Annotated in this window: 12 protein-coding genes; 9 read left to right on the top strand and 3 right to left on the bottom strand. The window is 71.0% G+C overall.

All coding sequences use genetic code 11. The features are described from left to right. Positions 1–3: 3 nt before the first annotated feature. The 3 genes from ASE27_RS05855 to ASE27_RS05845 form a co-directional block, all read right to left on the bottom strand. Positions 4–1374, bottom strand: a complete 1371-nt coding sequence (locus ASE27_RS05855; RefSeq protein ID WP_056647440.1) for a sugar ABC transporter substrate-binding protein — start codon at positions 1372–1374, stop codon at positions 4–6. Between the two features lie 64 nt (positions 1375–1438). Then, a complete protein-coding gene (locus tag ASE27_RS05850; protein ID WP_056647437.1) occupies positions 1439–2371 on the bottom strand; it encodes a carbohydrate ABC transporter permease in 933 nt (310 codons plus the stop codon). Further along, entirely contained in the window at positions 2371–3294 is a 924-nt protein-coding gene (locus ASE27_RS05845; RefSeq protein WP_056647553.1) for a carbohydrate ABC transporter permease, read from the bottom strand. Before ASE27_RS05845 ends, ASE27_RS05850 begins: the two co-directional genes overlap by 1 nt. A gap of 204 nt (positions 3295–3498) precedes the next feature. On the opposite strand from ASE27_RS05845, the gene ASE27_RS05840 reads away from it, so the two are divergent. The 9 genes from ASE27_RS05840 (at position 3499) to ASE27_RS05805 (ending at position 13056) form a co-directional block, all read left to right on the top strand. Beyond that, positions 3499–4542, top strand: a complete 1044-nt coding sequence (locus ASE27_RS05840) for a LacI family DNA-binding transcriptional regulator (protein ID WP_082608596.1) — start codon at positions 3499–3501, stop codon at positions 4540–4542. Between the two features lie 58 nt (positions 4543–4600). After that, entirely contained in the window at positions 4601–6124 is a 1524-nt protein-coding gene (locus ASE27_RS05835; protein ID WP_056647434.1) for an alpha-N-arabinofuranosidase, read from the top strand. Positions 6125–6434: 310 nt separating this feature from the next. Then, positions 6435–6815 (top strand): SHOCT domain-containing protein, encoded by a 381-nt coding sequence (locus tag ASE27_RS05830; protein WP_056647432.1) that lies wholly within the window; start codon positions 6435–6437, stop codon positions 6813–6815. A 150-nt stretch (positions 6816–6965) separates the two neighbouring features. Next, complete coding sequence (gene zapE / locus ASE27_RS05825) at positions 6966–8135, top strand: cell division protein ZapE (protein WP_200955897.1); 1170 nt, start codon at positions 6966–6968, stop codon at positions 8133–8135. Positions 8136–8244: 109 nt separating this feature from the next. Continuing rightward, on the top strand, positions 8245–8832 hold the full coding sequence (locus tag ASE27_RS05820; RefSeq protein WP_056647429.1) for a dienelactone hydrolase family protein: 588 nt from the start codon (positions 8245–8247) through the stop codon (positions 8830–8832). Positions 8833–8950: 118 nt separating this feature from the next. Beyond that, positions 8951–11596 carry a LuxR family transcriptional regulator gene (locus ASE27_RS05815; RefSeq protein ID WP_056647424.1) on the top strand — a complete coding sequence of 882 codons (2646 nt, stop codon included), beginning with the start codon at positions 8951–8953 and terminating at the stop codon, positions 11594–11596. 223 nt (positions 11597–11819) lie between these two features. After that, entirely contained in the window at positions 11820–11981 is a 162-nt protein-coding gene (locus ASE27_RS20180) for a hypothetical protein (protein WP_157257401.1), read from the top strand. Beyond that, entirely contained in the window at positions 11978–12751 is a 774-nt protein-coding gene (locus tag ASE27_RS05810; RefSeq protein WP_056647421.1) for a glycosyltransferase family 2 protein, read from the top strand. Before ASE27_RS20180 ends, ASE27_RS05810 begins: the two co-directional genes overlap by 4 nt. Further along, positions 12682–13056 (top strand): hypothetical protein, encoded by a 375-nt coding sequence (locus ASE27_RS05805; RefSeq protein ID WP_056647420.1) that lies wholly within the window; start codon positions 12682–12684, stop codon positions 13054–13056. The genes ASE27_RS05810 and ASE27_RS05805 overlap by 70 nt, the downstream gene beginning before the upstream one ends. The last annotated feature ends 16 nt before the right edge of the window (positions 13057–13072 follow it).

Raw genomic sequence — 13072 nt, 5'->3', positions numbered from 1 at the left:
AGGTCAGTCGTTCGTGACCTTGAATCCCTGCCCGTTGCCGTACGTGGTGATCTGGTCCTGCCAGGCCGTCAGGCCGTCGGCGATGGGCGTCGCGTTGCTGAACGCCTGGCCCGCGGTGTCACCGAAGACCGAGTTCGCGTAGACCTGGAAGGGCAGGTACTGCCAGCCCGAGCTGACGTCCTTGGACGCCTGGACGAAGACCTCGTTGACGGCCTGGCCGCCGAAGAAGTCGGACGTGGCGCCGAGGAAGTCGGTGTCGGCCATGATCGAGCTCGTCGAGGGGAAGAGGCCCGCGTCGACCTGGGCCTGGACGGCCTCGGAGTCCGTGCTGAGCCAGCGGGCGAAGGCCAGGGCCGCCGCCTTGTTCTCGCTCTTCGCGAGCACTGCCGTGCCCGAGCCGCCGTTCTCGGCGTTGGCCGGGGTGCCGGCCTCCCACACGGGCATGGTCGCGGCCTTCCAGCTGCCTGCCGTGGAGGGGACGTTGGTCTCGAGCGAGCCCGGAGCCCAGGCGCCCGTCATCCACATGGCGTAGCGGCCCGAGTCGAGCGAGCGCCAGAACGCGTCGTTCCAGCCGCCCGCGACGTCGACGAGCTTCTCCGAGATCAGGGTGTCCCAGAGCTCGTTGAACTTCTGCGTGCCCTCGTCGTCGAACGAGATGTTGACGTCCGTGCCCTCGACCGAGAACGGACGGCCCTCGGCCTGCCAGATCAGCGAGTCCACGCCGCCCGCGTCACCCGGGTCGATCGACGCGATGAAGTTCTCGGGGTTGTCGGCCTTGATGGCGCGCGCGACCGTGAGGAACTCGTCCCACGTCGTCGGGGCCTCGACGCCCAGGCGCTCGAGGATGTCCGCCCGGTAGAACATGACCATGGGGCCCGTGTCCTGGGGGAACGCGTAGTGCCCGTCGCCTGCGGCGACCTGCTCCCACGCGGAGGCCGTGAAGTCGGACTCGAGGTCGGACAGGCCGACGTCGTCGAGGCTGACGAGGGACTCGCCCAGCGCGAACTGGGGGAGCGCGAAGTACTCGATCTGCGCGAGGTCCGGTGCGCCGGAGCCCGCCTTGATCGCGTTCTGCAGCTTGGTGTACTGGTCGGCCGACTGACCGGCGTTGGTCAGCTCGACCTGGATGTTCGGGTGGGCCTCGTTCCAGAGGTCGACCGTGGGCTGGAGGTTCGGGACCCAGCTCCAGTACTGCAGGGTCGTGGTGCCCTCGGCGTCGAGGGCTGCGTCGATGTCGGCTGCCGTGACGTCGCCGCCACCGCCGCCGCCGTCCGTGCTGCCTCCGTCGCTGCCGCCCGAGCAGGCGGCGAGCGTGAGCGTGAGGGTGAGTGCTGCAGCGGTGACCGCGGCTCCGCGGGCGCGGGTGATCCTCATGGGGTGACTACCTTTCACTTCGGTGTGGAGAGGGGTCCGTCGGGGAGCCGACGTGGGGGTGGTGCTACTGCTTGACCGCACCGGCCGCGAGGCCGGACTGCCAGTACCTCTGGAGGAAGAGGAAGACGATGATCAGGGGGATGATCGCGACGAGCGACCCGGTGAGCACGAGGTTGTAGACCGGTTCGCTCGCTCCGGAGGAGCCTGCCTGCGCGCTCCACTGGTTCAGTCCCACCGTGAGCGGGTAGAGCTTGGGGTCGGTGAGCATGATGAGCGGCAGGAAGTAGTTGTTCCAGGTCGCCACGACCGTGAAGAGCAGCACGGTGATGAAGCCCGGGGTCAGGAGCCGGAGCGAGACCGACAGGAAGGTCCGCAGCTCGCTCGCGCCGTCGAGGCGCGCGGCCTCGAGCAGGGACTCGGGCACCGAGTCCTGCGAGTAGACGTACATGAGGTACAGGCCGAACGGGCTCGCGAGCGCGGGGATGATCACGGCCCAGGCCGTGTTGACCAGCCCGAGGCGGGAGAACATCAGGAACGTCGGGACCGCGAGGGCCGTGAGCGGGACCGTCATGGCACCGATCACACCGGCGAGCACCCACTTGCGACCGGGGAACGAGAACTTCGCGAGCCCGTAGCCACCGAGCGTGGCGAGGATCGTGGCTCCGACCCCGCCGACGCCCGCGTAGAGCACGGTGTTGAGGAGCCAGTTCGAGTAGATGCCGCCCTGGTAGGAGAACAGCTTGGTGAGGTTCTCGCCGAGCGCGAAGTCGTCCGCGAACCACAGGCCGAACGAGTTGAACAGCCCGCCGTTGGTCTTGGTGCTGTTGATGACGAGCCAGAGCAGCGGCACCACGGCGTAGAGCAGCATGAGCGTCATGAGGATGGACAGGGTGGGCGAGGTGCGTGCCCGGGACGGGGAGGCGGTGCGGCGGCGACCGGTCCTGGTCTTCTTGACCGGGGCCTCCTGCGACGCCTGCACGGTGCTGGTCTGCGTCATCACTTCTCTCCTGCTCGGCTCAGTCGTTGCGCGAGGGCTGCGACGACGACGGTGACCGCGCCGACGATGATCGCCACGGCGGCCGAGTAGTTGTACTGCTGACCGTTGAACGCCAGGTTGTACGCGTACATGTTGGGCGTGAAGTAGCTGCTGATCGTGGTGGGGGCCAGGGCCCTCAGGACGTTGGGCTCGTTGAAGAGCTGGAACGACCCGATGACCGAGAAGATCGTCGTCAGGAGCAGCGCGGGGCGCAGCGCGGGGAGCTTGATCGAGAAGGCGGTCCGGATCGCGCCGGCTCCGTCGATCTCCGCGGCCTCGTAGAGCTCGGTGGGGATCGAGCGCAGCGACGAGTACAGGATCAGCATGTTGTAGCCCACGAACGACCACGTGACGATGTTGCCGATCGCGACCAGGACCCACGACGCGGACAGCAGGTCCGGGGTCGCGAGGCCGATCGCGTCGCCGATCTGGCGGATGAGCCCGAACTCGTTGCCGTACATGTAGCCCCACATGAGGGCCGCGACGACCGAGGGGACCGCGTAGGGGAGGAAGAGCGTGATGCGGAACGCGCCCTTGGCCCGCAGCCGGCCCGAGTCGATCGCGAGGGCCGCGAAGAGTCCGAGGCCGAGCATGATCGGGACCTGGACCGCGAAGAACAGGAGGACCCGCCCGAGGCCGACGTGCAGCAGCGGGTCGGTCAGCGCCTGGGCGTAGTTCGCGAAGCCGGCGAAGAAGGAACCTCCCACGAGCCGGTCCTGGAAGAACGAGAGGTAGACCGCGTAGAAGAGCGGGGCGACGATCGCGAAGACGAACACTGCGAGGAAGGGGAGGACGAACGCGAGTCCTGTCCACTCGCGTCGTTCGGGGGGAGCCTTGGCGCGCCGGGCCTTGCGGGGCGGCGCGCTGGTCGTCACGGACGTCATCGTCATCTTCCTCGATTCGGGCAATCATGTTTGCGCAACCATGCGCTTGGTGCCCAGCATCACACGTCAGATTCGAGCGGTCAAGCCGCTTCGGCGTCGTGCACAGAAGGGGAGTGGGCGCTACAAGGCGTGACGAATGGTTGCGCAACCGTGATGTCGGCTACAGTTCTGCCCACAGGTCCGGAACGAAGGAGTGCGACCCCCATGACCGATTCACCCGCGACGCGGCACGGCAGGGTGCCGACCATGGTCGACGTCGCAGCGGTCGCGGGCGTCTCGCCCCAGACGGTCTCGCGCGTCTCGAACGGCTCACCGAACGTCGAGGCGTCCACCCGCACCAAGGTCCTCGAGGCCATGCGCTCGGTCGGCTACCGGCCCAACGCCGCCGCCCGGGCTCTGACGACGGGACGCTTCGGCGCGATCGGAGTCGTCGCGTTCTCGCTCTCGCGCTTCGGCGACGTCAAGACGGTCGAGGCGCTCGCGCTCGCGGCCAAGGCCCACGGGTACTCGACCAACCTCATCTCGCTCGACAGCCCGACGGCGGGCGGCGTGAGCGCGGCCATGGCCCAGCTCGCCGCGCAGAACGTCGACGGGCTGATCGTGGTCGAGAGCGAGATCCTCGAGCGCTCGTCGGTGATGTTCGCACCGGGCGTGCCCGTGGTCGTGACCGACGACGTCCTCGAGACGTCCTACCCGCTCGTCATGACGGACCAGGCCAGCGGCGTGACCAAGGCCGTCGAGCACCTGCTCCGGCTGGGTCACAAGACCGTGTGGCACGTCGCCGGCCCGCCCAACGGCAACGCGACCCGTGTCCGCCGCGACGCGTGGGAGGCCGCCCTCGTCGCGAACGGCGCCCCCGTCCCGCCGGTCTACCACGGCGACTGGACACCGGCCTCGGGCTACCGCCTGGGAGCGGTCCTCGCCGACAGGATCCCGGACGAGATCACGGCGATCCTCTGCGCCAACGACCAGATGGCGATGGGGCTCATGCGAGCCTTCCAGGAGCGGGGCATCTCGATCCCCGGAGACGTGTCCGTCGCGGGCTTCGACGACATCGACGTGGCCGAGTACGTGTGGCCGCCCCTGACGACCGTCCGTCAGCACTTCGACCAGGTCGGCCAGCTCTGCGTCGACCTGCTGCTCGAGCAGATCGCCGGCCGCCGGCCGACCCCCGGAAAGGTCCACGAGGTCGCGGTCGAGCTCGTGGTCCGCGCTAGCACGTCGGTGCCTCCCGGGCCGCGTTCCTGACCCGTCGGGCCGGACGGTCCGCCCCTGCTCCACCCTCGTCCCGAACGGAGTTCCTCCTATGCTCGCCGGCCGAATGGTCCTCAACCCCGACTTCCGGGTCGCGCCCGTCTCTCGCCGCACGTTCGGCTCGTTCGTCGAGCACCTGGGACGCTGCGTCTACACCGGGATCTACGAACCGGGGCACGCGACGGCGGACGCCGACGGCTTCCGCGGGGACGTCCTGGACCTGGTCCGCGAGCTCGGGGTCTCGACCGTCCGGTACCCGGGCGGGAACTTCGTCTCGGGCTACCGGTGGGAGGACGGTGTGGGGCCGGTCGAGGACCGCCCCGCGCGGCTCGACCTGGCGTGGCACACGCTCGAGCCCAACACGTTCGGGCTCCACGAGTTCCTCCGCTGGGCGGACAAGGCCGAGATCGAGCCCATGATGGCCGTGAACCTGGGGACTCGCGGCGTCCAGGAGGCCCTCGACCTGCTCGAGTACACCAACATCGCGGGCGGTACGGCGCTCTCCGAGCGACGTCGTGCGAACGGCGCCGACGAGCCGTTCGGGATCACGATGTGGTGCCTGGGCAACGAGATGGACGGTCCGTGGCAGGTCGGGCACAAGACGGCCTCCGAGTACGGGCGCCTCGCGTCCGAGACGGCCCGCGCGATGCGCCTCGTGGACGACCGCCTCGAGCTCGTCGCGTGCGGGTCGTCGGCTCCCGACCTGCCGACGTTCGGCGAGTGGGAGCGCGTCGTCCTGACCGAGACCTACGACGAGGTCGACTACATCTCGGTGCACCGGTACTACGAGATCAAGGGCGACGACCTGCACTCGTTCCTGGGTTCCGTGGTGGACATGGACCGGTTCGTCGACTCGGTCGTGGCGACCGCAGACCACGTCAAGGCCGTCAAGAAGTCCGACAAGCAGATCGACCTCTCGTTCGACGAGTGGAACGTCTGGTACCAGTCCCGTGCGGCGTCGGTCCCCCCGCAGGGCGCGGACTGGCCCGTGGGCCCGGTGCTCCTCGAAGACCGGTACTCGGCGGCCGACGCGGTCGTGGTCGGCAACATGCTCGTCTCGCTGCTGCGGCACAGCGACCGCGTGACCTCGGCCAGCCAGGCGCAGCTCGTCAACGTCATCGCGCCGATCATGACCGAGCCCGGCGGGCGGGCGTGGCGCCAGACGATCTTCTACCCGTTCGCGCAGGCGTCGGCGCTCGCGCAGGGCACGGTCCTGCGCGTCGAGCCGGTCTCGCCGACGTTCCCGACCGCGCAGCACGGCGACGTCCCCTCGGTCGACGCGGTCGCGACGTGGGACGAGGCTGCCGGGAGGCTCGCCGTGTTCCTGGTCAACCGCAACCCCACGGAGCCCGTCACCGTCGATGTGGACCTCGCCGCGTTCGGAGCGCTCGTGGTGTCCGAGGCCTCGACGCTCACGAGCGAGGACCCGTACGACGCCAACACGGCCGACGAGCCGGACCGCGTGGTGCCCGTCGCCCGGGAGGACCTGTCGGTCGAGGGCGGCGTCCTGACGGTCGAGCTGCCCGCGGTCTCGTGGTCCACGGTGCTGCTCGTCGCTCGCGAGGCGCAGGGCTGACGCAGCGGTCCCCGCTGGTCGGCGGGCGGCGTCGAGCATGCGGTTGTCGTCGTGATTCGTCGGATTCTTGATGACAACCGCATGCTCGATCCACGACAACCGCATGCTCGTCCTCGGGCCGCCCCGGGTGGGATTCGTGGCCGGGCCGGCCATGGCGGGAAAGTCCCGCATGCGGGGGAGTCGGCAGGTCTGAGCGAGTTCACCCGGATTCGACGTCTCTTCACCGCGCGCGCACAACGTGCCCTCAGTAGCCTGACGTCAGCGTCCTCGCGCGCCGCGAGCGCTGACGGCACTCCGAACGGGGCTTCACATGGATTTCTGGGACTTCTTCTGGCTGCTCATCTGGTCCTTCGTCTTCATCGCCTACCTGATGGTTCTGTTCCAGATCCTCGGGGACCTCTTCCGTGACCACACGCTCAACGGGTGGTGGAAGGCGCTGTGGATCGTCGCGCTGGTCATCTTCCCGTTCCTCACGGCGTTGATCTACGTCATCGCCCGCGGCAAGGGCATGACCGAGCGACAGCTCGCCGCTGCCAGCGCCGCCAAGGCGCAGGCGGACTCGTACATCCGCGAGGTCGCGACGGGTGGTCAGTCACCGACCGACCAGATCGCCACGGCCAAGTCGCTGCTCGACGCGGGCACCATCACGCCCGACGAGTTCGCGTCGCTCAAGGCCAAGGCGCTCGCCTGACCTTCGCACCACGGGCTCGCCCGCTGCGGCGCGAGCAGCAGCACCACGGACCGGTCGTCAGAAGTACCCCGGGGTTCCACCCGGCTCACTTCTGACGATCGGTCCGTGCTGCGTCCAGGTACGCCCAGGAGGCTCGCGTACCCTCGACGCGTGGACGAGGAACTGGCGACGGGCGACTCGCGCGATCTCCCGGCCGGCCACCCGACGCGTCCCCCGACCCTCGACGAGGGCGACCGACCGTCGCGCTCGGTGCGTGACGCCGTCGGGCAGGACGCCGCGCGACGTGGTTTCTCCCTCGATCCCGGCCAGGCTCCCGCGGTCGAGGCACTCGACGCCCTCGCGGCCCGGCTCGCCGACCCTGCCCCTGGCGGGCTGAACGGGCTCTACCTCTGGGGGCCCGTGGGCCGGGGCAAGACCTGGCTCATGGACGTGTTCCACGCGACCGTGGGTCGGCTCGCCCTCGGCAGCGGTAGCGGTAGCGGTCGCGGCCCCGGCACCCGCGCGGTGCGCGTGCACTTCCACGACTTCCTGCGCCGCCTGCACGGCGAACGCTTCCACCGCGGGTCGATCGACGCCGCGCTCGACGCGATCCTCGGGGACGCCGACCTGGTCTGCTTCGACGAGTTCCACGTGCACGACGCGGGCGACGCCATGCTCGTCGCGCGCGCCGTGCGGACGCTCGACGCGCGCGGCGTGCGGGTGGTCCTGACGTCGAACTACCCGCCGTCGGGCCTCATGCCGAGCCCCGCGTACCACCACCTGTTCGTCCCGACGATCGACCTGCTCACCGCGAGGCTCGACGTCGTCGAGGTCGGCGGGCACCGCGACCACCGGCGAGCGCCGAGCGAGGACGTGGCCGGCTTCCGGGGCGGCTCGTTCGTGTGGCCCGCCACGGATGCCCGGCTCGCGGCCGCGGGGCTCGACCGCCCTGGGCCGGCAGAGGCGACGACGGTCCGCATCGGCTCGCGCGAGCACCCGGTCCTCGCCGTCCGGGGGGACGTCGCGTGGCTCGGGTTCGGGCACTGGTGCGCGGGGCGCACCGCGGTCTCGGACGTCCTGTACCTCGCAGAGCGCTTCGGGACGGTCGTGCTCGACGGCGTCCCCGCCCTGGGCGCGCAGGCCCCCGACACGGGGCAACGGTTCGCGAACCTCGTCGACGTGCTGTGCGACCGTGACGTGCCGCTGCACGTCCTGGCCCACCAGGATCCCGACGAGACGCTCCGCCGCCACGGCGAGGAGGGCGTGGCGCTCGACGTCGAGCGGACCGCGAGCCGCCTCGCGCTGCTGCGGCGGCTGGGGCCGGTGGCTCCCGGGCGGTGAGGGGGACCGCGGGACCGGCGGTGCACGACACCCGGCACGTGTGGGTGTCCTGCGCGATGATCGGGGAGGCGGCGCCGCCCCGGCGCCAGCGACCGGAGGGAACCCGCACATGGCCGAGGTACTGCTCTTCCACCACTCGCTCGGACTGACGCCCGGGGTCGAGGCGTTCGCCGAGACCCTCCGCGAGGCGGGCAACACCGTCTACCTGCCGGACCTCTACGAGGGCAGGACGTTCCCCGACATCGACAGCGGTATGGCGTACGTGAAGGAGATCGGGTTCGACACGATCCGCAAGCGCGGCGTGGCCGTGGCCGACGGGCTGCCCGAGGAGCTGGTGTTCGCAGGGTTCTCGCTCGGCGTGGTGCCCGCGCAGATGCTCGCCCAGACCCGCGAGGGCGCCCGGGGCGCGCTGCTCTTCTCCTCGTGCGTGCCTACGTCCGAGTTCAGCGACGACGGGTGGCCGCTCGGCGTGCCGGTGCAGGTCCACGGCATGGACGCCGACCCGTTCTTCGTGGACGAGGGAGACCTCGATGCGGCCCGCGCCCTGGTCGAGGCAGCACCGGGCGAGGCCGAGCTCTTCCTCTACCCGGGGGACCAGCACCTGTTCGCCGACGCGAGCCTGCCGTCCTACGACGAGCACGCGGCGCGCCTGCTCACCGAGCGGGTCATCAGGTTCCTCGACGGGATCGGGGCCTGACGAGCCCCGGGCGGTGACGGCCCCGCCGGTCCGCTGCGGCCTTGAGCCGCGCGTGCCTCGAAGAGCACGGCCGAGCGCACCGCAGGCAGGGTCGCACCTCGCTCCCTATGGTTGATCGATGAGCGCACCCGTCTCTCGCGCGCCCGTCCTCGACGTCGTCCGCCGCGCGGTCGAGGCCGGGACGTCCGTCACCGTGGTCGGGCTCCCGGGGTCGGGACGCTCCACGCTACTCGCCCAGGTGCGGGACGCGGCGGACGACGACGGGTGGAGCGTGGTGTCGGTCCCCGGGCTCGGCGGAGGCGCCGAGCGACCTCTCGAGTCGCTCGTCCTCGCAGGCCTCGTCACGGGGCCGGCCGGCGCGCTGGGGGCGATGGCGACCGCGGTCGACGGAGTGACCAGGGCCGTCTCGGGTGGGCGAGCGCTCTTCCTGCTCGACGACGTCGAAGCGCTCGACGACGCATCGGCCGCGGTGATCGCCACCGTGGTCGCCCGTCGGGGCGCGAGCGTCGTTGCCACGGTGCGCCCTTCTTCTCGCGGGAACCGACCGGTCGAACGCGTGCTCGCGGGACGCGACGCCACGGTGCTGTGGATCCCCGTGCTGCCGTTCGAGGAGGTCCACCGCCTGGCGTCCGAGCTGCTCGGCGGTCAGGTGGACTCTGACGTGGCGGGCCGTGTCTACGCGCTCTCCGGGGGCCTGCCGGGCATCGCCCGTTCGATCGTGCTCGAGGCCCGGCGGGCCGGGCACCTGACGAAGCAGCCCGGCGGATGGGTCTCACGGCGCGACCTGTGGACCCCGGCCCTGGCCGTGACCGTCGGGCGCCTGCTCGACGGTCTGGGGGACGACGAACGCGACGCGCTGAGGATCCTCTCGGTCCTCGGCCCGTCGGAGGCCAGGACGGTCCGCCGGTTGCTCCCGTGGTCGGCCGTCGTCGCGCTCGACGACCACGGGCTCGTGCGCTTCGTCGAGGAGGAGGACAGGTCCCTCGTGGTCCTGTTCCCCCCGCTGCTCGCGGAGCACCTTCGACATCTCGGGCACGACGCGCGAGGTGTCCGAGCCCTGGACGCCATCGGGACCGCCCTGGACCCTGGAGGGGACACCGAGACGGAGTTCCGGCGGCCCGTGCTCGGCTCGCCGATGCGCTGGTCATCGTCGCCCGAGTCCTCGGCGATCCTCGGCCGGATCCTGCGTGAGCGCTCGGCGACCCGCCTCCTCGTCAGCCGTGACGCGTGGCGGCACGAGCCGACGAGCCGGAACACCGTGCTGTACCTCGACGCGCTCCTGACCGAAGGGGCCCCGTCGGCCGTCATCCGCGAGGTCCTCGACGAGTCGCGACGCGACGACGGGGCGGAGCCCCCACGCTTCGCCGCGTTCGTGCGGGCCTGGGAAGCGGGGTACCAGGCGCTCGTGCTCCACGACCCGGAAGGGGCGCTGGCGGATCTCGCCCGGCTCTCCGAGTCTGTCGAGGAGCGCGAGTCCTCGCTCTTCGACGCGATCGCCCGGCACGTCCTGCTCGTCGTCGCCCTCGAGCGGCCGGGCGACGCGGGACCGGAGGTGCCGGGTCATGGCAGCTCTCCGACGGGGTACGAGGCCGCTCCTGCGCCGTACCCGGTGGACGACGAGTCCTTGGCAGCACCGGGTGGGATCCTGACCCAGGTCGCCGACGTGGTCCGGCTCGTCCGGGGCGAGTCGCTCCTCGCGCAGGGACGCCCCGTCGATGCCTGGCAGGAGTTCTCCGCAGTGTCTCTGCCCGAGACGTCGCCGCGGCAGGACACCGCGTCGCTCGTGCCTCAGGCTCAGCTCGTCTCGGGCGAGATCGTGATGGCGACAGACCGGTCAATGCGCCTCCTCGACGAAGCGCGCGGGACGCTCGAGCCGGGACAGATCGAGCCGCAGGGCTACGTGGTCGCGCTCGGGCTCTTCCTGCAAGGACGGCTCACAGCCCTGCGCGAGCACCTGACGAGCATCTTCGCGATCGGCGCTCCCGCGCCGCTGCGACCGACGACCCGGGCCGGCCTGCTGGCCCTCGCATCCGCTCTGTCGCTCCTCGAGCGGAACGTCCCCAGTGCGCGGTCGCTCGTCTCCCAGCTCGATGCGATGCGGCTCGAGGCAGCGTTCTCCCCCCTGGCGCGCCCGGCACCACTCCTCGTCGCACTGGCCTTGGAGTCGGGTCGCGACGCGCGAGAGGCCGGGCGATCGGCATGGGATCACGTCTCGTCGCTCGCCGATCGCGGCTATGTCCTCGCGGCGACGTTCGACGCGGCGATCCTCGTGGACCTCTGGCCGGACGCCGGTCGTGCCGAGCGGGTCGCCGGGCTCGCGGTCGAGGCGCAGGGGAGTCTTCTTCCCGCGCTCGGACGCTACCTGCGGGCCGCGGCCGACCGCTCGGTCGAGAAGCTCCTGCTCTCGGTCGACGAGCTCTTCGAACGACAGCTCGTCACCTTCGCCGTCCGCGCCCACGTCGTCGCGATCAGGATCCTCCGCGCGGACGGAGCGACGGCGCGGGTGACGGAGGAGTCGTCCCGGCTGCGAGCCCGGGTGGCGAGCGCCGGAGAGGAGCTGGACCTGCTGGTCTCCGCGCTCACCCCCACCGAGGAGCTCAGTGCGCGGGAGCTGGAGGTTGCTCGGCTCGTCGCGGCAGGACTGAGCAACCGCGAGGTGGCCGAGCAGCTCGTGGTCAGCGAGAGGACGGTCGACAACCACGTCTACCGGATCTTCCGCAAGCTCGGTGTCGGCTCACGCGAGGAGATCGGCGGGCTGCTCTAGCCGCTCGGTCCGGGAGTGCAGCTGCCCCGCGGGCGTCGGGCACGACGCGTCTCGGCGTCTCGTCCGGGGCCGGTCCCTACGCCCCGCGTCTCGCGTACCCCACGGATCGAGGCGGCGTGCTCACCGTGCCGTCCCTGTCCGCTCAGACCGTGCCCGGACCGCCCTGAGCCCCGCCTTCGCTCGGGCACGGTGGTTCCACCAGCCAAACAACGGAGGTGGAACCATGTACCAGCTCGGTACGACCCAGGCAGGAACGGCGCTCGCGGCCACAGGAGCGATGGCCACCGGGTACACCGTGGTGGGCGCCTGGACACTGATCGTGGCAGGCCTCGCCCTCGTGACGACCGCGCGCGTGCTGCACAGGCGGCACGCCTCGCAGCGATGAGCCGGCCGGCTCCGCGAGTCGTCGCCCTCGTCCCCGCGCACGACGAGGCCGAGGCGCTCCCCGCGACCCTGGCCTCGTTGCGGGCCCAGACGCGTCCCGTCGACCGCGTGCTCGTCGTGTCCGACAACAGCACCGACGGGACCGTCGAGGTCGCACGAGCGCTAGGGGCGGACGTCATGGAGACCGTGGGCAACACCGGCCGCAAGGCCGGGGCGCTCAACCAGGCCTTGTCCGCCGTGGACGCGGAGAACGTCCTGGTCCTCGACGCCGACACCTCGATCGCCCCGACGTTCGTCGAGAAAGGGCTCGCACTGCTCGACGGACGTCCCGACCTGGGCGCGGTCGGAGGGGTCTTCCGTGGCACGCCTCCGCGGTCCCTGCTCGAGCAGCTCCAGTCCAACGAGTACGAGCGCTATGCGGTGCAGATCGACGTGACCGGGCGGACCGCGGTGCTCACGGGGACGGCCGCGCTCATCCGGACCGCAGCGCTCGCCGACGTGGCGCGGCACCGCGGGACACGGCTGCCCGGTCCCCCGGGGGCCGCCTACGACCCGGGCGCCATCACCGAGGACTCGGAGCTGACGCTCGCGCTGCGCACCCTCGCTACGAGCTCGCCTCGCCGACGAGCATGTCGTGCACGACCGAGCTCATGCCGACTGCTCGAGACCTGCACCGCCAACGCGTGCGCTGGTACAAGGGGATGCTCGACAACCTCCGCGCCTACGGGGTCACCCGGGTCACGGCTCGGTACGTGGGGCAGCAGGCGATGATCGCGCTCGGGACGCTCATGCTCGCGAGCCTCGTCGTCCTCACCGCGCTCACGGTGGCGGCGGGGTCGTTCCGGTTCGTCCCGTTCTGGCTCGCGGTGGGCCTGGTGCTCGTCGCCGAGCGGCTCGTGACGGTCTGGGAGGCGGGACCGCGTGCGCGTGCGCTCGCGTCGATGGTGCTGCCCGAGCTCGCCTACGACATGTTCCTCCAGCTCGCGTTCGTCCGCGCCTGCTTCCTGACGGCCACCTCGCGTGACGTCGGGTGGAACCCCGTGCAGCACATCGACAGCGCGTCCGTCGGCGCCTGACCGGGAGATCTGGTGC

Origin of the sequence: Oerskovia sp. Root918, from assembly GCF_001428945.1 — a bacterium.
Taxonomy (GTDB): domain Bacteria; phylum Actinomycetota; class Actinomycetes; order Actinomycetales; family Cellulomonadaceae; genus Oerskovia; species Oerskovia enterophila.
The sequence above is the reverse complement of the archived record's forward strand: the minus strand, read 5'-3'. Positions and strand labels throughout refer to the sequence as shown.